The 21115-nt window shown below is 69.5% G+C and carries 18 protein-coding genes; 6 read left to right on the top strand and 12 right to left on the bottom strand.

Features of this window, described 5'->3' with window-relative positions:
• Positions 1-24: 24 nt before the first annotated feature.
• The 7 genes from gatB to ACWEWT_RS18100 form a co-directional block, all read right to left on the bottom strand.
• Positions 25-1533, bottom strand: coding sequence for an Asp-tRNA(Asn)/Glu-tRNA(Gln) amidotransferase subunit GatB (gene gatB / locus ACWEWT_RS18130; RefSeq protein WP_452560297.1), 1509 nt, complete (start codon positions 1531-1533; stop codon positions 25-27).
• Between the two features lie 23 nt (positions 1534-1556).
• Positions 1557-2942, bottom strand: coding sequence for an alpha/beta hydrolase family protein (locus ACWEWT_RS18125; protein WP_452560296.1), 1386 nt, complete (start codon positions 2940-2942; stop codon positions 1557-1559).
• A gap of 88 nt (positions 2943-3030) precedes the next feature.
• On the bottom strand, positions 3031-4065 hold the full coding sequence (locus tag ACWEWT_RS18120; RefSeq protein WP_452560294.1) for an ATP-dependent 6-phosphofructokinase: 1035 nt from the start codon (positions 4063-4065) through the stop codon (positions 3031-3033).
• An 88-nt stretch (positions 4066-4153) separates the two neighbouring features.
• Positions 4154-5128: a hypothetical protein gene (locus tag ACWEWT_RS18115; protein WP_452560292.1), complete on the bottom strand. Its 975-nt coding sequence runs from the start codon at positions 5126-5128 to the stop codon at positions 4154-4156.
• A 65-nt stretch (positions 5129-5193) separates the two neighbouring features.
• Entirely contained in the window at positions 5194-7395 is a 2202-nt protein-coding gene (locus tag ACWEWT_RS18110) for a protein kinase domain-containing protein (RefSeq protein WP_452560291.1), read from the bottom strand.
• A 65-nt stretch (positions 7396-7460) separates the two neighbouring features.
• The gene (locus ACWEWT_RS18105) at positions 7461-8111 is read right to left on the bottom strand and encodes a response regulator transcription factor (RefSeq protein WP_452560444.1); all 651 of its coding nucleotides are present in this window, start codon (positions 8109-8111) and stop codon (positions 7461-7463) included.
• Between the two features lie 128 nt (positions 8112-8239).
• A complete protein-coding gene (locus ACWEWT_RS18100; RefSeq protein WP_452560289.1) occupies positions 8240-9730 on the bottom strand; it encodes a sensor histidine kinase in 1491 nt (496 codons plus the stop codon).
• A gap of 192 nt (positions 9731-9922) precedes the next feature.
• On the opposite strand from ACWEWT_RS18100, the gene ACWEWT_RS18095 reads away from it, so the two are divergent.
• Positions 9923-10228, top strand: coding sequence for a hypothetical protein (locus ACWEWT_RS18095; protein ID WP_452560287.1), 306 nt, complete (start codon positions 9923-9925; stop codon positions 10226-10228).
• Between the two features lie 45 nt (positions 10229-10273).
• The gene (locus ACWEWT_RS18090) at positions 10274-10987 is read left to right on the top strand and encodes an ABC transporter ATP-binding protein (protein ID WP_452560285.1); all 714 of its coding nucleotides are present in this window, start codon (positions 10274-10276) and stop codon (positions 10985-10987) included.
• Between the two features lie 13 nt (positions 10988-11000).
• Here the strand turns inward: ACWEWT_RS18090 and ACWEWT_RS18085 are convergent, their stop codons facing one another.
• From ACWEWT_RS18085 to ACWEWT_RS18075, 3 genes are all read right to left on the bottom strand, one after another.
• Positions 11001-13025 carry a serine/threonine-protein kinase gene (locus ACWEWT_RS18085; protein WP_452560283.1) on the bottom strand — a complete coding sequence of 675 codons (2025 nt, stop codon included), beginning with the start codon at positions 13023-13025 and terminating at the stop codon, positions 11001-11003.
• Between the two features lie 107 nt (positions 13026-13132).
• Entirely contained in the window at positions 13133-13795 is a 663-nt protein-coding gene (locus tag ACWEWT_RS18080) for a response regulator (protein ID WP_039825978.1), read from the bottom strand.
• Between the two features lie 121 nt (positions 13796-13916).
• Positions 13917-15155 (bottom strand): sensor histidine kinase, encoded by a 1239-nt coding sequence (locus ACWEWT_RS18075; protein ID WP_452560280.1) that lies wholly within the window; start codon positions 15153-15155, stop codon positions 13917-13919.
• 166 nt (positions 15156-15321) lie between these two features.
• Here ACWEWT_RS18075 and ACWEWT_RS18070 point away from each other — a divergent pair, with 166 nt between their 5' ends.
• From ACWEWT_RS18070 to ACWEWT_RS18055, 4 genes are all read left to right on the top strand, one after another.
• The gene (locus ACWEWT_RS18070; protein WP_452560278.1) at positions 15322-16053 is read left to right on the top strand and encodes a hypothetical protein; all 732 of its coding nucleotides are present in this window, start codon (positions 15322-15324) and stop codon (positions 16051-16053) included.
• On the top strand, positions 16046-17476 hold the full coding sequence (locus tag ACWEWT_RS18065) for an alpha/beta-hydrolase family protein (protein ID WP_452560277.1): 1431 nt from the start codon (positions 16046-16048) through the stop codon (positions 17474-17476). The genes ACWEWT_RS18070 and ACWEWT_RS18065 overlap by 8 nt, the downstream gene beginning before the upstream one ends.
• A 128-nt stretch (positions 17477-17604) precedes the next feature.
• Positions 17605-18549: a hypothetical protein gene (locus tag ACWEWT_RS18060; RefSeq protein WP_452560276.1), complete on the top strand. Its 945-nt coding sequence runs from the start codon at positions 17605-17607 to the stop codon at positions 18547-18549.
• A 21-nt stretch (positions 18550-18570) separates the two neighbouring features.
• Positions 18571-19014, top strand: coding sequence for an SRPBCC family protein (locus tag ACWEWT_RS18055; protein WP_452560275.1), 444 nt, complete (start codon positions 18571-18573; stop codon positions 19012-19014).
• A 218-nt stretch (positions 19015-19232) separates the two neighbouring features.
• Here ACWEWT_RS18055 and gatA read toward each other — a convergent pair whose 3' ends face one another.
• A complete protein-coding gene (gene gatA, locus ACWEWT_RS18050) occupies positions 19233-20711 on the bottom strand; it encodes an Asp-tRNA(Asn)/Glu-tRNA(Gln) amidotransferase subunit GatA (RefSeq protein ID WP_452560273.1) in 1479 nt (492 codons plus the stop codon).
• Positions 20708-21007, bottom strand: a complete 300-nt coding sequence (gatC, locus tag ACWEWT_RS18045) for an Asp-tRNA(Asn)/Glu-tRNA(Gln) amidotransferase subunit GatC (protein ID WP_327150309.1) — start codon at positions 21005-21007, stop codon at positions 20708-20710. The genes gatA and gatC overlap by 4 nt, the downstream gene beginning before the upstream one ends.
• Between the last annotated feature and the right edge of the window lie 108 nt (positions 21008-21115).

Genomic DNA, 21115 nt, shown 5'->3' with positions numbered 1-21115 from the left:
TCGGCTACGGGCTTCGGACTCCGGTCACTCCCCGCAGGCGGCGAGGACCAGCTCGCGCACCCGGGCGGCGTCGGCCTGACCCCGGGTCGCCTTCATGACGTCCCCGACGATCTTGCCCGCGGCCTGCACCTTGCCGGACCGGATCTTGTCGGCGATATCAGGATTGGCGGCCAGCGCTTTGTCGACCTCGGCCTGCAGGGCGCTGTCGTCGCTGACCATGCCCAGCCCCTTGCTCTCGACGATATGGGCCGGATCGCCCGCCCCGTCGAGCACCAGATCGACGACCTGCTTGGCGACCTTGTTGTTCACCGTCTTGGCCTCGACCAGACCGATCACCTCGGCCACCTGCGCGGGCGTGATCGGCAGATCCTCGAGAGCGACACCGCGTTCGTTGGCCTTCTCGGTGAGGTAGGCGACCCACCAGGAACGCGCCTCCTTGGCGGGAGCGCCGGCATCGACCGTGGCGATGATCAGATCCAGCGCACCGGCGTTCACCAGATCGCGCATGACCTCGTCGGAAACACCCCAATCCGATTGGATACGCGCCCGGCGCAACCACGGGTATTCGGGGATGGTGCCACGCAACTGCTCCACCCACGCCGTATCGGGCGCCACCGGCTCCAGATCGGGTTCGGGGAAGTACCGGTAGTCCTCGGCGGTCTCCTTACGGCGGCCCGGCGAGGTGGAACCGTCGGCCTCGTGGAAGTGGCGGGTCTCCTGGATGATCTCGCCGCCGGTCGCCAGCACCGCGGCCTGCCGGCGCATCTCGTAGCGCACCGCGACCTCGACGCTCTTGAGCGAGTTCACATTCTTGGTCTCGGTCCGGGTACCGAACACCTCGGCGCCGACCGGCATGAGCGAGACATTGGCATCACAGCGCAACGAACCGTGTTCCATCCGGACATCGGAGACGGCCAGGGATTTCAGCAGATCACGCAAGGCGGTCACATACGCGCGGGCGACCTCGGGCGCGCGGTCCCCGGCACCGGTGATGGGTTTGGTGACGATCTCGATGAGCGGCACCCCGGCCCGGTTGTAGTCGAGCAGCGAATGACTCGCGCCGTGGATACGTCCGGTCGCGCCGCCGACGTGCACCGATTTCCCGGTGTCCTCTTCCATATGAGCGCGTTCGATCTCGACCCGGAAGGTGGTCCCGTCGTCGAGTGGGACCTCGAGGTAGCCCTCGGTCGCGATGGGCTCGTCGTACTGGCTGATCTGGTAGTTCTTCGGCTGATCCGGGTAGAAGTAGTTCTTGCGCGCGAAGCGGCCCCACGGGGTGATGGAACAGTTGAGCGCCAGGCCGATCCGGATCGCCGACGCGACGGCCTGCTCGTTGACCACCGGCAGCGAACCGGGCATACCCAGGCAGACCGGGCAGACCTGGGTATTGGGCTCGGCACCGAAGGTGGTCGGGCAACCGCAGAACATCTTGGTCGCGGTGTTCAGCTCGACATGGACCTCCATGCCCAGCACCGGCTCGTACCGGGTGACGACCTCGGTGTAATCCATGAGTTCGACGGTGGGTGCGCTCATGGCCACAGTCTAAGCGTGGTCGATCAGCCGGCCGGAACCCGTTCCCCGAGCCAGCCGGTGACCGTATCCAAGGCCGCCGGGTCGATGGTGGTCTCGATGGATTCGTACTCGGCGGGCAGACCGGTTCCGGCGGGCTGCATCAGATGGTTGAGCCCCGGCAGTACCGTAACGGTGGCCTCGGGATCGGCGCCCAGCAGATCACGCATGGGCTGTTCGTTCTGCGCCGGCGGGACCTGGACATCCTTCGACCCGAAGAACGCGAGCACCGGTATCCGCAGCGCGGACAGGGCGGGAGCCGGGTCGTAGGACACCAGCGCGGCCATGTACGGGGTGTTCTGGCCGGTGAGTTCCTCGGACGTGGTGCGCAGGGCCGCCGGCAGCGTGCGGTTGTAGGTCTCCGACAGTCGCGCCGCTTTCGTGAGTTGACCGGCGCGCAGTGCCGCGGTCCAGTCCCGCAGGAAACCGAGATGGCGGTCGAGCTGGTCGGGAGTGGCCCCGGCCTCGATGAAGGTACGGCGGCCCTGCGCCAGGACGATATCGGTACCGGGCACGGCCGGTGCGGCCATCAGAATCGTGAACGCGATCCCGTTCTCCGGTCGCGCGGCGACGAGCGGGGCCAGATAGCCACCCTCGGAATGCCCGAGCAGACCGATACGGTCCGGGTCGATATCCGGGCGGGTACGCAGGAAGCGCAATCCGGCTTCGATATCGCCGGCCAGATCGGCGTAGTTCGCCTGGTTCAGGTTGCCCCCGGTACCGCCGACTCCCCGATCGTCGGTGCGCAGGACCGCGTAACCCGCGCGGGTGAGTGTATCGGCCAGTAGCAGGAAGGGTTGATGTCCGGCGATCTCCTCGTTCCGATCCTGCGGCCCGCTGCCACCGATCAGTACGACCGTGGGCAGTGGACCGGCGGCGTCCACCGGCCGGGTCAGCGTGCCGGTCACGGTGATATTGCCGCTCGGGTACGAAACGTCCTCGGAGAGGTAGGGATACGGCGGTACCGGTCGCTGCGGGCGGGCCGGGGGACCCACCGGGCCGCGCGCGAGCCGTAGTCCGAAACTCTGCCCGGACTGGCGGAAATCACCGACGATGGCATCGGCGGATTCGTCGAGCCGCCCGGCGAAACGCGCGTCCCCGGGTACATCCGGCACCCCGAACTCGACCTGCTCGGGTTCGGCCGACACATCCGCCAGCGTGCGCCCGGCAACCTGTCTCGCCGGGATATCGATGACCCCGCTGTGCCGGCCGGTGAAATCCACCGCGACGACCACCGGCGCCCCGGGGACCTCGATGGCCCCGTGCCACTGCCCGCCCACCCGATCGTCGACGGCACCACCGGTGCAGCCGACGACAACCGGGACGAGCATCGAGAGAACCGCAACCAGCAACACTCCCCTGCCATGGCGCATGATCCAGACTGTATCCCCGGATCGTCTCCCGACCGGGGCGAAGCACCGTGGTAGCGGCCGATTTCGTGCGCGCGAGTCCGCGGGACGCTCAACCGAAGAAGGCGCGGGCCTCGTCGTAGCGGTCGGCCGGGACCCGTTTCAGCTGTTTGGTCGCCTCGTGCAGCGGTACCAGCCCGATCTCGGTACCGCGCAACGCGACCATCTGGCCGAAATGCCCGGCGTGTACCGCTTCGGCGGCGTGCAGGCCGAATCTGGTGGCCAGCACACGGTCGTACGGGGAGGGGCTCCCGCCGCGCTGCACATGCCCGAGCACCGTGGTGCGGACCTCTTTGCCGATCCGGCGCTCGATCTCCATGCCCAACTGCTGGGCGACACCGGTGAACCGCTCGTGCCCGAATTCGTCGACGCCGCCCTCACGCAGGGTGAACCCGGAATCCGGGGCCGGATGCGACCCTTCGGCGACCACACAGATGAAATGTTTGTCCCCGCGCTGGAAACGGCTCTTGATCAGGGCACAGACCTCGGTCACGTCGAAGGGCTGCTCGGGGACCAGGGTCAGATGCGCGCCCGCCGCCATACCGGCGTGTACGGCGATCCAACCGGCATGCCGGCCCATGACCTCGACGAGCATCACCCGCTGATGCGATTCCGCCGTGGTGTGCAACCGGTCGATGGCTTCGGTGGCGATGGACAGGGCGGTGTCGTGGCCGAAGGTGACATCGGTGCAATCGATATCGTTGTCGATCGTCTTCGGTACACCCACGACGGGCACGCCTTCTTCGGAAAGCCAGCTGGCGGCGGTCAGTGTGCCCTCCCCGCCGATCGGGATCAGGGCTTCGATGCCGTTGTCGTCGAGGGTCTGCCGGATCCGCCCGAGGCCCGCGCGCAGCACATCGGGGTTGGTGCGCGCCGTTCCGAGCATGGTGCCGCCCTTGGCGAGCAGCCGGTCGGTGCGATCGTCGTTCTGGATCCGGACCTTGCGGTCTTCGAGTAATCCGCGCCAGCCGTCCTCGAAGCCCACGATCGCGTCTCCGTAGCGGCCGTTCGCAGTACGAACGACCGCACGGATCACCGCGTTCAGTCCCGGGCAGTCCCCACCTCCGGTCAGGATTCCGATGCGCATGGCGCCCATCTTGCCCGTTGTGGGACACCTTCGCCGCGTCGGGCCCGTGAATGTCCGGTAACGCCCACGCCCCGTGCGCGGGGCACCGCTACCGGGCCGGGCAGGAACCGCCGGTGAATTCCCCCAGATGCTGCGAGATCAGTCCCGCCATCTCGTCGAGCAGATTCATCCCGTCCGAGAAGGTTCCCGAATCCGGTTGCGCGGCAAGCGCTATCGCGACCGAACCACCGTTGGCGGGGACCATGCCGAACTGCCGCACCAGATAGGCGCCGTCGGCGTCGGGGCCCCATCCGCCCTTGAACTCGGCTGCCTCGAATACCGACCCCAGCCCCCACTGCTGGTTCGAACTCACCGAACCCATCAGTTCCACGACCTTGTCCGACCCCGGCAGGCACGGCAGTTTCGCGGCGAACCGCACCTGATCGGCCAGCGACCAATCGGACTGGCCGAACGACGAGTACTCCGAACGCTTCGGTTTCTCCTGGACGACGGTGACGGTATCGCCACCTTCACGCAGTACCGCCTGCACCGACTGAGCGGCCTCACGCGGGGTGCCCAGCGAGGACCAGAGACTGTCGGCGGCGGAGTTGTCCGAAGCGGTGATGGCGGCGGAGGAGGCATAGGTCTGCGCGCCGGGATTCTTCCGTTCGGCGGCCATCACCAGCGGCACCTTCATCGTGGACCAGGCGGGACCGGTGGTCCACTCGCCCAGGCCGACGAGCTGTTGCCCACCGACCGGCATGATCGCCAGACCCAGCTCCCCCTTCGCCGATTGCTCCAGCACCGTGAAATCGGCGGCCAGCGTCCCCGGAATGGTGATCGAGACCCGGCCGTCCGGAGCCTCGGCCGCCGCCTGGGTGATCGAGGTGGTCAGCGGGCGTTTCTCGGGTTCGGTACCGCAGGCCGGGACGAATGCCGCGACGAGCAGGCAGGCGGTGACCGCGAGCCCACGACGAACCAGCGAGAGTTCCCGTTTCTTATCGGCCGACACTTCTCTCCGCATGGTTTTCGTGATCTCCCACAGTCCCGCTGATTCGTACCCGGTCGGAAAACCGTACTCCATCGGCGACAGTAGCCCGGCTCGGATGAGCTCGCGAAATATCGGGCCGGTGACCGATTCCGGGCCGGTCAGTAGAGGTAGATGATCGCGTTGTTCCCGCCCCGGCAGGTGACCAGACCGTCGTCGGCGACACATTCGAGGGTGTAGGACTGGCCGGTCACCGGACTGACCGCCTCGACCGGCACCGGATCACCTTCGGCCGAGACAACACTCGGGTCGAGATAGGCCTGCCGGACCGCTTCCGCGAATTCACAACTGGTGACCGCGGTGCCGGTCGCCGCCGAACCGTATTCGGCACCGCCGGTGGTCGACCCGGTGCAGGGCTGTGCGCCCGCGGGCAGATCCGGCCGGGCGGTGGTGGTCGGCGACGCGGAGGTAGTGGTGCGCGACGACGTGGTGGTGGCGGAGCCGGTACTGCTGCCGGCCGCGGAGGTCGGCGCGGCGGCCGAGGTCGTGGCGCCGACGGCGGTGTCGGCGGACTCCGAGCCGCCGGAACCGCCGAGGAACTGGATACCGACGACAGCGATGACGATCACCAGCGCGAACACTCCGATACCGATCAATATCGGTACGACTCCGGAGCGTCCACCGCCGGAGCCGGTCGCGCGCTCCCGCGCGGTCGCGGCGTAACTGTCCCGATAGCCGGCCTCGTAGGCGGCCGCGTAGGGATCAGCCGACGGCGAATCCTCGGCCCGGTAACCGTATCGGTCGGCGGGACCGGGTCCCGGCGGCGCCGCGGGGGCATCGTGACGACCGGCGGATTCGGGTAGCGGATACTGCTCGGCAGGTCCGTACGGCGGATACTGCCCAGCGGGCTCGTACGGCGGATACTGCTCGGCAGGCTCGTACGGCGGATACTGCTCGGCAGGCTCGTACGGCGGATTTTGCTCGACCGGCTGGTAGGCACGGGTCGTCGCCTCGTCCGCGGAATAGGCGACGGCCGGCGGCTCCTGTTCCACCGGTTGGAAGACCCGGGTGGTCTCCTCGTCTCCGGGCAGCGGGTACCCGGATCCGCCGTAGATACGGGTCGCCTGATCGTGCGGGTAGAAATCCGCGACGGGCATCCCCCCGGTCGCCGGCGCCGGATCCTCGTACTGGGTGGGGTCGGCGGCGGGGTGCAGCTGTTCGTTCTGGTAGAGGTGTGCGTCCGGGAACGGCCGGATACCGGTGGCCGGAGCCTCGGGGGCCGACGACGCTTCGGGGGTCGCCGGATCGTCGGCCGAGAGCGGCGTGAACTCGAATTCGTCGGGCCGTACCGAGGTCGGGTCGCCGGGAATGATCGCGGGCAGTGTGGTGGTGGGGTCCGGGGCGCCCTCGTCCTGCGGCATCCGCACGACGAGGGTGGGTATCCCTCCGGTCGGCGGTGCGGACGGACCGGAACCCCCATCGGTAGCGGGATATTCGCCGGAGTGCGGCTCGAGCCCCGGCGGGCGCGCCGGGGAATTCAGCGCGGCCCGGGCAGCTTCAGCTAGTTCACCTGCAGTAGCGAAACGCTCGTGCGGATCCTTGGCCATACCCCATGCGATCACATCATCGAGCGCGGCCGGTAATCCGGTTCGCTGCACGCTTGCCCGCGGGGGCGGTTCGGTCAGATGCGACCGGATCAGCACGCCCACACTGGTCGCCGGGAAAGGGGTCGCGCCGGTGAGGCATTCGTGCAGTACACAGGCCAGCGAATAGATATCCGCGCGCGCGGTCACCGGGCCGGAATCGAATCGTTCCGGTGCCATATAGGTATAGGAGCCGATCGCCACTCCCGCCTGCGTCACTCCGGTATCGCTCTCGTGCCGGGCGATACCGAAATCGGCGAGATAGGCGAAATCGGCGGGGGTGATCAGGATGTTCGCCGGTTTCACATCGCGGTGGACGAGCCCGTCCTCGTGCGCGGCGTCCAGCGCGGCGGCGATCTGCTCGATCACCGCGACCGCGCGCTGCGGGCTCAGCGGCCCGCCCGCCTGCAGTACCGCTCGCAGATCGGCGCCCTGGACCAGCCGCATATCGATGAACAGCCGGCCGTCGATGACACCCCAGTCGTGGATGGGGATGATGTGTGGTTCGGCGAGCCGGGCGGCAGCCTGCGATTCCCGCCGGAACCGCACCTGGTACTCGGGGTCGTCACCGAGGGTGTCGGAGAGCAGTTTGAGCGCGACCACCCGGTCCTTGACCGTGTCGTAGGCCTCGTAGACCTCGCCCATCCCACCTTTACCCAGCAGCGAGCGCAGCTCGTAGGGACCGAACCACCTACCGACTTCGGAGCCAGGCGCCTGCACCCGTCCATCCTCTCCACGTCGCGGGCACCGTCTCACCTGGGCGCGGATCGCACTCGGGCTGCCCGTCAAATCCTGGATTGTCCAGGGGAGACCACACCGTGGTCAAACGCGTAGACGATGGCCGCCGCGCGGTCACGCACTCCCAGTTTCCCGAAGATATGACCCACATGGGATTTCACGGTCACCTCGGAGATTCCGAGCGCGTGGGCTATCTCACTGTTCGCCCGGCCCCGGCCGATCAGCACCAGGACCTCGCGTTCCCGAGAGGTCAGTTCGACGGCCCCGGTGGGCGAGGCCGGGGCGGCGGCCGTACTGCGGTAGGTGGACAGCACGCGCCCGGTGACGGCGGGATCGAGCCAGGCGCCACCCGCGGCGACGGTGCGGACGGCACGGATCAGGTCTTCGGCCGGCGAATCCTTGAGCAGGAACCCGGCCGCACCGGCCCGTAGCGCACCGGACAGCAGTTGATCGTCGTCGAAGGTGGTGAGCACCAGTACGGGCGGTTCCGGCGCGCGGGCGCGCAGAATCCGGGTGGCCTCGATACCGCCGACCCGTTTCATCCGCAGATCCATCAGCACGATATCGGGGCTGTCGGCAGCGACCGCCGCGAGCACCTCGTCCCCGTCGGCGCATTCGCTGATCCGGAAACCGTCACGGCGCCGCAGGATGCGCCGCAGACCTCCGCGTACGAGCTCCTGATCATCGACGATCAGCACCTCTACCGCCGCCGGATCGCTATCGCCCGCCCTGGTCAATTCTGCTCCTTCGAAGGTGGTTCACGCGGTCCGGACAGGCCGCAGCGAAAGCGGAGATATAGCATCACATTTCTTCCCTCCGAGCAGTCTCATGTGGTCCGCGGAGGCCGCAGCGAAGGCGGAGGTATCGCACCACTGTCCGGTGCCGGGTACCCGGGCGGGTCGTGATCGGCGATGATCTCCGAGATCGGACAGCGCAGCCGGTCCCGTCCGGTGGCGGTATGCCGATCGGCGAGGGGGAACTCGGCCCGCACCAGCCATCCGCCGGCCTCCGGCCCGATCCGGATACGGCCCCCCAGCCCGTCGGCACGATGCCGCATCCCCGCGACACCGGTCCCGCGGCCGAGTTGCGCGGGCAGACCACGCGGGATGGTGTTGTGAATGCGCACGAGGGCCGAACCGTCGGTCAGATCCACACTCAACTCCACCGCCGCGCCCGGGGCGTGTTTGGCGATATTCGCCAGCGACTCCTGGCAGATGCGGTACAGCGCCAGCCCGACCGCCGCCGAGACGACACCGAAGTCCCCGCTGAAGTGCCGGTTCACCGGCAGACCGGCGTTCACGAAGTCGTCGACGAGCGCGGGGATATCATCGGCCCCCGGTTCCACCCCGGGCGCCGACGGTCCCGAATCCAGCAGGCCGACCGTGCGCCGGATATCGGCCATGGCCTGGCGGCCGAGCCGTTCGGCGTCGACCAGCGCGTCCGCCGCTTCGTCCACATCACGGTCGGAGGTCAGCGCGTGCCGGGCCGCTGTCACGTGCAACAACGTCACAGTGAGGGAATGGGCGATCACATCGTGGACCTCGCGCGCGATGCGGTTGCGTTCGGCGGCCGCGGCCTGCGCGGCCTGCGCGCTCCGGTTCTCCCGTTCCTGGTAGAGGAACAGCCGCTGGTATTGCAGCATCACCCCGACCAGCCAGCCGAGCACGATACCGAGGACGTACATCGGGACGCCGGTGCGCAGGGAATGGTCGTTCCACAGGCTCTGGCCGAGAAACGCGAAGGCGATCAGTTCGGCCGCGGCCAGCACGGCCAGCGGGATACTCACCCGTTTCGGCGCGATCGCCGCTATCTCGGCGATCACCACCATCAGCACGAACGGCGCGAAATCGGCATCCACCGGTTGTACGAAGAACAACGCCGCCGCGATCATGGTGGCGGCGACCAACGGCAGCGGCCGGGGCACGATCCCGAACAGGATGTAGGTCGGCACCGAGGCGAACAACAGCACCAGGGCGATCAGCGGTAGCGCGGTCGGGAAGTACTCGTGCCGCTGCAGGCAGGCAACCACCCCGATGACCAGGAACGCCAGATCGGTGAACAGTACGACCTTGGGCGGATAGTCGAACGGCAGTTCACGCAGCGGATACGGGGCACCCGGAAGCAACTTCGCCGCCCAGCCACCCATCCGATAGCGGGCGCGCGCCCACCTCCCCGCTCGGTCCGGATCCGTGGTGGGCCGATGTGCCGGCTCCGGGGCACGCGGACCGGAGCCGTCCCCGGATTCCCCCGCGCCACCGTGCGCCGGTGGCGTACGGTCCGCCGCGGCGGCACCGAGTGTGAGGTGGCTCTCAGTCACCTGTCCAGGGTAAGCACCCGCACGGCCGCTCGGCATCCTGCTACGGCCGGTTCCCGCCTCCGACCACGGTAGGACTGCGATTCACATCCCCGGCACGACGTTTTCCCTGTCCCGGATTCGTAGCGTTGAACACAAGGTCGCCGCACCACCAGGCCGGCGAATACCAGGCCCCGACCGGAAAGGGCTCGGATCATGTCTTGGGAAGATCAGCATCTACGCACCGCGATCCTGCACACCGTCCTCGACCGCGCCGCCCACGACCCGGCGCGCCCGGACCTCTTCGACGATATTCCCCACCTCGACCGTCTGTTCGGCGGACCGCAGGGAGTACTTGCGGCGCTGCGCTATCGGTGGAACATTCATCTGGACGCCAAGCTGGAGCTCGACCCGGGCCGCTGCTGGACCACCGAGGACGCCCGGCTCGAGCTGGCGGCCGAACAGCCCGTGCTGTACGCGGTGCTCGACGCGCGCACGGCGTCGCCCGTGCCGGTGTCCTGAAGGGCGCGGACCGATAACGAACATCCGTGGTAGACGGGGGTGGCGATGACGCAGCCGGCCATGCTGGAACTGACCGATGTGGTGAAGGAGTACCGGGTCGGTGACCAACCGGTGCGGGCCCTGGACGGTATCGAGCTGAGCCTGGCGGCCGGCGAGTTCACCTCGGTGATCGGCCCGTCCGGATCGGGTAAGAGCACCCTGCTGCATATGCTGGGCGCACTGGACCGCCCCGATTCCGGGTCGATCCGTTTCCGGGGCACCGAGATCGGCGATCTGGACGAGGAGCGGCAGTCGGAGTTCCGCCGCCATCGGGTCGGATTCGTATTCCAGTTCTTCAATCTGCTGCCCACCCTGTCGGCGTGGGAGAACGTGGCCGTACCGAAACTGCTGGACGGCACCGGGCTCCGCAGGGCCCGGCCGCGGGCGCTGGAACTGCTCGAACGGGTCGGGCTGGCGGCACGGGCCGAGCACCGGCCGGCCGAACTGTCCGGTGGGCAGATGCAGCGGGTCGCGGTGGCGCGCGCGCTGATCATGGATCCCCCGCTCATCCTGGCCGACGAACCCACCGGCAACCTGGACTCGAAAACCGGGGCGTCCATTCTCGAACTCCTCGCCGGGGTCGCGGGATCCGGGAATTCGGTGGTGATGGTGACCCACGACCGGGGCGCGGTCGACTACTGCGACCGGGTGGTCACCCTCGGCGACGGCCGGATCGGGTCCGACGAACGGACGGCGGCGCGGCGCGCGGTCGACGCCTGACGCCCGGCCGCGCTCACAGCGGAGCGTCCGACCACCACTGGTCGATATCGTCGCGGGCCTCGGTACCCCAGTAGCGGACGAACAGCAGCGAATTGCTCCGCGGCGAATCGGTGCGGGAACCGAAGCCCACCACCATGTTCGCGGTGGACCGGCCGCGATCTCCGGGTTCCTCCCACAGATGCGCGGTATACGGTTCGCCGCTCTTGGCGCCGGATACCGAATCGTGCGGGGGCAGGCTCTCGATCACCTCCAGGGTGTCCTCGACATCCGGGTAGGTGATGATCGTGTAATCGAGCCGGGTGGCCACCAGCGACCGCTGCCGGCAATCCCAGATCGATTCCCAGGGACGGGTTTCCAGTACCTCGTCGAAGACCGGCACCACCTCGAGAATCGGAATCTGATCACCGGGCACGTACTGGCTGCACATCGCGTCCTGATATCCGAAACCGTCCAGCTCGGATCCCTGCGGGAGCAGCGTGGGGAACAGTCGCCGGGTCCGGTCGCCGGGTTCACCACCCGGCTGCTGGTCGGTCTCTGCTCCGCCCGGCCCGGTGGTGCTGCCCGGGCCGCGCTCCAGCGTCGAGGGTTGCGTCGCGGCGGGTGCGCTGTCCGAACCGGAATCGCTGTCGGCCACGACCACCAGGACGGCGGCCACGATCACGGCCAGCACGATGAGCGGGACCAGGATCGCCACGGCGATCCACGGTGCCCGGCTGCGCCGCGGCACCGGTGCGGCCGGGCCGGGATGATAACCGTGGTACTGCCCGGGCACCGGGTGCCGCGGGACCGCCTGGACGGGTATCCCGCCGGTGTGCTCGACACCCGGGCCCGGTGCCACCCCGGCGGAACCGGTGTATTCGACCCCGTGGCCGGGACCGCCCACCCCCGGCGACGCGACGATCTGCTGCGCTCCGGTGTGCTCGACATCCCCCGGCCGGACCGCCGACCCGACCGGCCCGGCGCCCGCGCCACCGGCTCGTTCCCCGGCCGGTCCGGGACCACCGGCGGGGGTGCCCGGCGGGACCGCCGGTGCGGTCCGGCCCGGATATCCGCTGTCGGTATAGCCGGCGGCCGGGACCGCACCGGGCGGTGCGCCCGCGGGCGGGGAGCCCGGGGCGGCCGGATACCCGGTCGCCGCAGCGGTATACGCCGTGCCCGGCGCACTCGCCTCGACCGGCAGCGCATAGGCCTGAGTGGGAGCGGGCGCGGTGAAAGCCTGTTCGGCGGCATTCGCGAACTCGACACAGGTGCGGTACCGGTGCGCCGGGTTCTTCGCCATCGCCTTGGCCAGCACCGGATCCAGGCCGGGCGGGAGGCCGCGCCGTTTCACCGCGAGCGGGGGCGGCGCGAGTTGCAGATTGCCGTGGATGATATCGGCCGGATTGGGGGAATCGAACGGCGCCATACCGGTGAGCAGCCAGTACAGCGCACAGGCCAGCGAATACTGATCCGAACGGCCGTCCATTTCGCCGCCGGTCATCTGCTCGGGTGAGGCGAATGCGAGCGTGGCGGTGAACATACCGGTCTGCGTCAGCCGGACCGTTTCCGCGCGTAATCGGGCCAATCCGAAATCGGTGAGGAAAACGCGTTCGCCCTGCCCGGGATTGGCGCGGGCGAGCAGGATATTCGACGGTTTCACATCACGGTGCAGAACCCCCATACCGTGCGCGTAATCGAGCGCGTCGGCCACACCGGCGATGATCTGCACCGCTTTCTCGGGCGCCAGGGCCAGCGGATTGACCGTACCGGCGTCGGCACCGTCGATGTACTGCATGCACATCCACAGGTGATCGCCCTCGGCACCGCGGTCGTAGACCGTGACAATGCTCGGATGATCGAGCGCGGCGGCGAGATCGGCCTCCCGCTCGAACCGGGTACGGATCGCGGCGTCGGCGAACAGTTCCGGTTTGAGCAGCTTCAACGCGGTCTGTTTCCCCAGCCGGGGATGCCGGGCCAGATATACGGCGCCCATTCCGCCTTCGCCGAGCAACCGCTCGACAGTGAAACCGGCGAACACGTCACCGTTGTTGAGCAACACGACCCCCTTCAGGCGACCGACAGACTCGTGAGCCTACCGGGCACAGCGCGCCACTTCTCCCGTGACAACGGGAATCGGGGCACTTCATGGAATACCTGGCAGTCCGTTCAGCCGGGGGTGACCAACCCGGATTCGTAGGCCAGCACCACGGCCTGCGCGCGGTCGCGCAGATCCAATTTGGTGAAGACCTTGGACACATGTGTTTTCACCGTCTGTTCGGCGATGAACAACGCCGTGGCGATTTCGGTATTCGACATACCGCGGGCGACGAGTTCGAGTATCTCGCGTTCGCGCGGGGTCAGCGACGCCAGCGCCGGAGCGGGCGCACGACGCGCGGCCCGCCGGGTGGTCACTTCCGCGATGAGCCGCCGGGTGACGGTCGGGGCGAGCAGCGCCTCTCCGGCGGCGACCACCCGCACCGCCCGCACCAGTTCCTCGGCGGGGGCGTCCTTGAGCAGGAACCCGCTGGCGCCGATCCCGAGCGCCTCGTACACGTAGTCGTCGATATCGAAGGTGGTGAGCATGAGTACGCGTACCGGCGGATCGAACCCGGCACCGAGGATCGAACGCGCGGCGTCCAACCCGTTCATCTCCGGCATCCGGACATCCATCAGCACCACATCGGGCCGCAACCGCGCCGATTCGGCGACCGCCACTTTTCCGTTGGGCGCGTCGCCGACCACACTGATATCGGGTTGGGCGGCGAGCAGTGCTCCGAATCCTTGCCGCACCATGGCCTGATCGTCGGCGATCAACACGGTTATTGCCACGGGCCCAGCTTAATTCCCGATCGGCGGACAGGTGCGCCGAGCATCGGTCCGTGCAGCTCACCGCCGAGAACGGCGGCGGTGCCGAATTCCGGTGCGCCCGATGCCGGGGGAACCGGCGAGGTCAGGGGGCGGCCGAACCGGCGGCGGACAGCGTGAACTCGGTCGCGGGTCCGAGCGGCAACCGCGCGTGGACCCGGAAGCCACCGTCGGGAGCAGGTGTCGCGTCGAGTCGCCCGCCGACCGCGAGCGCACGCGCCTGCATCCCCGGGATACCGTGTCCGCCCGTACCTCCGGCCGCCGCGCCGGCGCCCGGACCGTTGACCACGGTCAGCTCGACCTCCGTGGCACTGGCGATCGTCACCCGTACCGGGGCACCCGGGGCGTGCCGTCCGGCGTTGGCCAGCGATTCCTGCACGATCCGGTACAGCGCGGACCCGACGGTATCCGGGATCGCGGCCAGGGTTCCGTCGACCGACCAGGTGAGGTCCACCCCGGCGCGGGCCGCGCCGATGAACAGCGCCTCCAGATCGGCGGCGGTCGGCTGCGGGGTGTGCTCGGCCAGCTGGCCGTCGCTGCGCAGCACTCCCAGCAGACCACGGATCTCGTTGAGGGCCTCGCGGGCGGTCGCCCCGATCGATTCGAATTCCGCGCGCGCCGCGTCGCCGACCCCCTCCACCCGGTAGGGAGCGGTCTGCGCCTGGACCACGACCAGCGACATATGGTGGGCGACCACATCGTGCAGATCGCGCGCGATCCGCGCCTTCTCCTCCAGGATGGTGCGACGCGCTCGTTCCAGCTCGCCGATCTCGGTCTGCCGGTTCAGTTCGGACCGCGACCTGACCAGCGACCGCACCAGCAGCGCGATGAAGAGCAGCCCGCCCAGGGATACCGGCCAGGCCCACGGATCGGCGCCGACTCCCTCGGCCGACAGCGCAGCCCCCAGCAGCAGCGAGGTCGCACCCCACACCACCGCGACCAGTTGCAGCGGCGACCGCAACGCCACCGCGAACACCAGGAAGTACAGCGCGACGATATGGACGACCTGGAACGGGATCGCCTCGCCGGGCAGGTTCGGTACCGCCAGCGCGATGAACAGCGCCGAAGCCGCCGATACCGACCAGCCCAGCAGCGCGTTCACCCGCATCATCAGGACCGGCAGGGCGGCGAACGCCGCGATCAGTGGCGCGATGGGCCAGGGCACCTGATGGGTCAGATGCAGGGTCGGCCACGCCACCGAGAACAACGTCACGGCGGTGAAGACCGAGGCGGCATCGAGCCACCAGCGCAGGCCGGGCCGGACGATCAGGCCCCAGATACCCGGCCCCCGGGTCGCCGGCTTCGCGATGCTCGTGTCGTTCATTCCCACGACACTAGGAACTCGGGGCCCGGCGCACCTCATACCGTGGGGTGAATTACGGCCGGTACCACAGGACTGGCCCCGTACCCCCGTAGGTTCGCGGAGCGGGGGCGAAACCCCTCCTGAGCGGGACGGCCGCGACTGTCGCGGATTCCTAACGTCCTCGGTCATGGCTGTCTCGAACAATGCCGTGCCCCACCGGGCCCGGCCGTCCCTGCAGGCCGCGCGGCGCGTGGTGATCACCGCCGCCGGACTCGCGGCGGCGGTATCGCTGGTGTCGGCCCCGGCCGCCGACGCCGCCGACGCGGCCCCCCGGCCGGACCCCGCCGCGGCGGCGGTCCGGGCGCTCACCGAGCCGGGCGCGGTCGCCGAGGTCCCGGCCGATTTCGGCACGGTCGCCGGGTACCGGCCGGCGCGGATGGACGGGATGCTCGTCGCACCGCACGGTTCGTGTTCGTCCCCGGTACCGCTGCCGGCGGAGTTCGACAAAGCCTGCAAAGCCCACGACCTCGGCTACGACCTGCTGCGCTACGCCGACCGCACCGGCGCCCCGCTCGGGCCCTGGGCGCGGCGAGAACTGGATCGCGCGCTCGCCGAGCGGATGCGCACGGCCTGCGCCGGCCGGCCCGAACTGCTACCCCGCAGCCGTTGTACCGCGATGGCCGAGGTGGCCGCGGTCGCCGTCGATCTCAACTCGATGCGCCAGGACTACGGCGTACCGGTCGTGGAGGAATTCCCGCTGGCCGGCACCCTCGCCGCCTGGTTTCCGCGACTCTGCGGCCTGCTCCTGCTCGCGGTCCTCGTGCTCGTACTCCTCCGTCCGGTGACCACACCGCTGCTCGCGGGGGCCCGGATCCACCGTCCACTCGTCGCCACTGTCCCCGGGGGTAAACATGTCTGATACCGCGACGACCACCCGGCGGGTGCCGGCACACCCGTTGCTCGTCCGGCTCGCGGGCTCGCTGCGCGTCCGGCTGCCGCGGTACCGGCCGCCGGTCGGGCCGGCACTCGCCGTCGCGGCGGGCACCGCGGTCTCGCTCGCGCCGGGGCTGCTCCCCCGGACCGCCACCGCGCAATCCGTACTCACCGCGCTGACGGTGGTGCTGGCGCTGGTCCTCGCGCGGTTCGCCCGCCTCGTCGTACGGCATACCGGCGGGCGGATTCCGGCGAGCACCGCACGTACCCGGCATCTGGCGTACGCGGCCGCTACCTCCGGTGTCCTCGGCGCGGTGGTGTACGCCGAGCACTGGCAGCAGACGTTGCGAACCGCCATGGACGTCGCCCCCACCGGACCGGGGTACTGGCTGTCATGGGCATTCGGGGCGGCCCTGCTGAGCACGGTGATCGTGGCGGCCGGATACGGATGCCGCCGCCTGCTCCGGTGGATCGGCTGGTCCCGCGCACTCGTCATGGCCGTGGTCGCCGGTCTGCCGATGGCACTGTTCGCGGTGCCCGCGGCGGTGAGCTGGGGCGACCGGACCTATGCCGCCGCGAACGCCAGTGCCGATCCCGGCCTGGTCCGGCCGGTCACCGTGACCCGGTCGGGCAGTGCCGAATCGATGGTGGGCTGGTCGACGCTGGGACGCGAGGGACAGCGGTTCGTGACCAGCGGACCTCCCGGCGCGGTCCAGGTCTACATCGGACTCCGCTCGGCGCCGGATCTGGCCGCACGTGCCGCGCTCGCCGTGGCGGAACTGGAGCGGGCGGGAGGTTTCGACCGCGCTGATCTGGTGGTCGCGGTGCCGACCGGATCGGGCTGGGTGGACGCGCGAGCGCTGCGCGGATTCGGCACCCGGTTCGGCGGCGATGTCGCGGTGGTGGCACTCCAGTACTCCTATGCGCCGAGCTGGGCCACCTTCCTGTTCGGCCGCGATGCGGCAGCGGCGTCGGCGCGCGCCTTGTTCACGGCCGTCGAGCGACGTGTTGCCACTATGGCGGATCCACCGCGACTGCACCTGTACGGCCAGAGCCTGGGCGCGTTCGGCGGTAGCGCGGTATTCGCCGGTGCCGCCGAACAGAACCGCCGGGTGTGCTCGGTGCTCTGGGCCGGTATGCCGGGCGGCGGGGGTCCCGAACCGGGCGCGCGGACCGCGGTCCTGGCCAATTCCTCCGATCCGGTCGTGCACTGGTCACTCGACCTGCTCTGGCGGCCACCGGATCTCGCCACAGCCCGCCGTGATGCGCCCACCCCGCGCTGGCTGCCCGTGGCGAGTTTCCTGCAGACCACCGCGGATCTGCTCGGCGCCCTCGGCGCACCGCCCGGGCACGGTCATCGCTACGACACGGACCAGGGCACGGCACTGCCCGGATGTGCCCCGCGGTAGCCGGCGACGGCCCTCCGGGCGGGCCGGTTTGCCGGTCGGATGCGGGCAACCGCCCCGGTGACGCCGGTCACCGGTACCGATACCTGCCGTGCGTACCCGCAGCCGTCTACCGCTTAAGGTGTCCCACCATGGCTTCACCCCGTATCGACCACCCGCGCCGGTCGCGGCGCCGGTTCCGGCGCATCTCACTGCCGGCGTTCACCGGCGCCGCGCTGTTCGGACTGGTGATCACCGCAGTGCCGGCGCCGACCTCCGAGGCCGTCGGTATCGACGGTTCGGTCGCGGCGCCCGCCGGACTGGCGGTGGTGGGTCTGACCTCGGGTGGAGCGGCCATGGACGCTGCCGCGGCCATCCCACGGGATTTCGAGGCATATCTCGGCTATGAGCCGGTCGTCCGGCAGGGTGTACTCGTGGCCCCGGGCGGCGACTGCTCGTCCCCGGTCGAGTTGCCGCCGGAGTTCGATACGGCGTGTATGGCGCACGACCTGGGCTATGACCTGCTCCGCTACGCCGACCGCACCGGTGCCCCGCTCGGACCATGGGCCCGCCAGGCGCTGGACCGCACCCTGAGCACCCGGATGCACCAGGCCTGCGAAACCCATACCGAACCGGTGGTGCGCACCCGCTGCGAGACGATGGCCGAGATCGCGGCGACGGCGGTGGACCTGAATTCCCGGCGGCAGCGCTACGGGGTCCCGGTGGTGGAGACGTTCGGTCAGGTGGCGGCTCATGCCGCCACCGAGCATCCGACCCGGCCCTGGTTGCTGCGCGCGGTGGCACTCGGCCTGGCGGCGCTGGCCGCGCTGGTCTTCGGCATCCGGCGGCTGCACCGGCGGATCCGGCGCACGACGGGTCCGGGCCGCCCGGTCGCGGTCGGGCCCGTCCGGCCGGGCCGGGTAGCCGCACTGCCACATCCGGCGACGGCGCGTCTACTGCTGCCGCGTACCCGATGGTTGCCCGGTTTCGGGAACCGGCCCGTGGCCGCCCCGGCCGACCCAGCGCTGCCGTCGGTCCTGCATCTGATGCCCGCGCAGGCGGTACGGACCGCGCCGACCGCGGTTGACCCCACTTGAAACACGTTCTAATTTGGGGTCGTGCTTGTAGTGGACGACGTGGTCGAGGTGGACGCTCCCGCCGAAGTGGTGTGGTCGGTACTCACCGATTTCGACCGGTACGGCGACTGGAATCCGTTCATCACCCGGTGCCGAGCCGATCTCACGGTCGGGGCGCCGATCGAGATGACCGTCGGGCAACTCGCTCCCCGGCCGATCCGGATGCGCGAATGGATCCGCAGCGTGACCCCGGGCCGGGAGTTCACCTACTCCATGAAACCGATCCCGCTCGGGGCGCTGCGCAGCAAACGTTCCCATTCGCTGACCTCGCTGCCCGGTGACCGCACCCGCTACGAATCTCATTTCGAACTCGACGGCTGGCTGTCTCCCCTGGTCCGCCTGCTGTTCGGCCGCGGCTTCGCACGAGGATTCCCCGGGATGACGACCGCGGCCGGGCGCGAAGCCGAACGCCTGCACTCGAGCTGACCCGGCCGGTGCCGCCGGACGGCACCCGAATACGCCCGGTACGCCGGGAGACAGTCACGCCGCCGGGTATCGGGCGGGCCCGTCCCGGGGCGCGTGCCGCCCGGCACAGAACTCGGCGGGATATCCCGCGGCGCGAAGACGCCGATGGCGGCGACCCTTTCCGGAGTCACCGCCATCGAATGTCGCGCACCGCGGCACCGGCGGTCCCGCGGTAGCCGTCAGACGATATCGCCGCGCGCCGCCTCGTAGGCCGCGCCGACCCGGTACAACCGGTCGTCGGCCAGCGCGGGCGCCATGATCTGCAGCCCCACCGGCATCCCGTCGTCGCGGCTCAGGCCCGACGGAACCGACATGGCCGGATGCCCGGCCAGGTTGGTGGGCAGCGTGCACAGGTCCGACAGGTACATGGCCAGCGGATCGTCGACTTTCTCGCCCAGCTTCCAGGGCGTGAACGGACTGGTCGGCGAAACCAGCACATCGACCTGTTCGTAGGCCTTGTCGAAATCGCGCGCGATCAGAGTGCGCACCTTGAGCGCCTGGCCGTAGTACTCGTCGTAGTACCCCGCCGACAACGCGTAGGTGCCGATCATGATCCGTCGTTTGACCTCCGGACCGAATCCGGCTGCCCGGGTCGCGGCCATGACCTGCTCGGCGCTGTGGCTGCCGTCGTCGCCGACCCGCAGGCCGTAACGCATGGCATCGAAACGGGCCAGGTTCGACGAGACCTCACTGGGCAGGATCAGGTAGTAGGACGCCAGCGCGTACTCGAAATGCGGGCAGGACACCTCGACCACTTCGGCACCGAGATCCTTCAGCACGCCTACGGCGGCGTCGAAGGACGCGAGCACCCCCTGCTGGTAGCTGTCGGAGTGCAGCTCCTTCACCACGCCGACCTTCACCCCGCGCAGATCACCGGTCGCACCCCGCCGGGCGGCGTCGACCACCGCGGGGACCGCGACGTCACGGGAGGTGGAATCGCGCGGATCGTGCCCGGCGATCACCTCGTGCAGCAGCGCGGTGTCCAGTACCGTCCGTCCACACGGCCCACCCTGATCGAGCGAGGACGCGCAGGCCACGAGCCCGTACCGGGAGACGGTCCCGTAGGTGGGTTTGGTACCGACGGTCGCGGTGACCGCGGCCGGTTGCCGGATCGAACCACCGGTATCGGTACCGATCGCCAGCGGCGCCTGATAGGACGCCAGCGCCGCCGCCGAACCGCCGCCGGAGCCACCGGGGATCCGGGTGGTGTCCCACGGATTGCGGGTGGGCCCGTAGGCGGAGTTCTCGGTGGACGAACCCATCGCGAACTCGTCCATATTGGTCTTGCCCAGGATCGGGATACCGGCGGCGCGCAACCGGGTGGTCAGCGTGGCGTCGTAGGGCGCCACCCAGTCCTCGAGAATCTTCGATGCGCAGGTGGTGGGCATATCGGTGGTGGTGAACACATCCTTGAGTGCCAGCGGCACCCCGGCCAGCGGCGACGCCGGCGGATGCCCGGCGCCCAGCGCGGTATCCACCTCGGCCGCCGCGGCGAGCGCCTGCTCCCCCGCGACGTGCAGGAAGGCGTGGTACTCGCCGTCGACCTCGGCGATCCGGTCCAGATGCGCCCGGGTCACCTCCACGGAGGACACCTCGCCGCCGTGGATACGGGCCGCGAGATCGGCCGCGCCCAGCCGGGTCAGTTCGTTCGCGCTCATTCGCCCTCTCCCAGGATCTGCGGAACCAGGAACCGCTGGTCCTCGGCGGCGGGTGCCCCGGACAGCGCCTGCCCCGGGGTGAGTCCGGGACGGACCTCGTCGGCACGGGTCACATTCGTCACCGGATCCGGCGACGAAGTGGCCGGAACATCGGCGGCGGCGACCTCGGAGATGGTCCGCACATGGCTGAGGATCGAATCCAGCTGTCCGGCGAACTGATCGAGTTCGTCCTCGGACAGGGCGAGCCTGGACAGCCGGGCGAGGTGTGCGACCTCGTCGCGGGAGATGGCGGTCACCGCGAACCCCTTTCGGCGATAGTTTGGACTGCGGATCACAAGCACCGAACAGCCTAATGGTGTGGCCGGCCGGGGTCGCCCGGCAGCCCGCGCGGCGGGCCACCGATG

It is taken from the genome of Nocardia sp. NPDC003963, from assembly GCF_053605105.1.
Note: the sequence above shows the minus strand (reverse complement) of the source record. Positions and strands in the feature narration are given on the sequence as shown.

What these genes read in the sequence shown, in the direction of transcription:
- ACWEWT_RS18120 (WP_452560294.1), bottom strand. Translation starts at nt 4,065, where the DNA reads ATGCGCATCGGAATCCTGACCGGAGGTGGGGACTGCCCGGGACTGAAC.
- ACWEWT_RS18125 (WP_452560296.1), bottom strand. Translation starts at nt 2,942, where the DNA reads ATGCGCCATGGCAGGGGAGTGTTGCTGGTTGCGGTTCTCTCGATGCTC.
- ACWEWT_RS18075 (WP_452560280.1), bottom strand. Translation starts at nt 15,155, where the DNA reads ATGAACGACACGAGCATCGCGAAGCCGGCGACCCGGGGGCCGGGTATC.
- gatA (WP_452560273.1), bottom strand. Translation starts at nt 20,711, where the DNA reads ATGAGCGCGAACGAACTGACCCGGCTGGGCGCGGCCGATCTCGCGGCC.
- ACWEWT_RS18090 (WP_452560285.1), top strand. Translation starts at nt 10,274, where the DNA reads ATGACGCAGCCGGCCATGCTGGAACTGACCGATGTGGTGAAGGAGTAC.
- ACWEWT_RS18115 (WP_452560292.1), bottom strand. Translation starts at nt 5,128, where the DNA reads ATGGAGTACGGTTTTCCGACCGGGTACGAATCAGCGGGACTGTGGGAG.
- ACWEWT_RS18065 (WP_452560277.1), top strand. Translation starts at nt 16,046, where the DNA reads ATGTCTGATACCGCGACGACCACCCGGCGGGTGCCGGCACACCCGTTG.
- ACWEWT_RS18095 (WP_452560287.1), top strand. Translation starts at nt 9,923, where the DNA reads ATGTCTTGGGAAGATCAGCATCTACGCACCGCGATCCTGCACACCGTC.
- ACWEWT_RS18060 (WP_452560276.1), top strand. Translation starts at nt 17,605, where the DNA reads ATGGCTTCACCCCGTATCGACCACCCGCGCCGGTCGCGGCGCCGGTTC.
- gatB (WP_452560297.1), bottom strand. Translation starts at nt 1,533, where the DNA reads ATGAGCGCACCCACCGTCGAACTCATGGATTACACCGAGGTCGTCACC.
- ACWEWT_RS18070 (WP_452560278.1), top strand. Translation starts at nt 15,322, where the DNA reads ATGGCTGTCTCGAACAATGCCGTGCCCCACCGGGCCCGGCCGTCCCTG.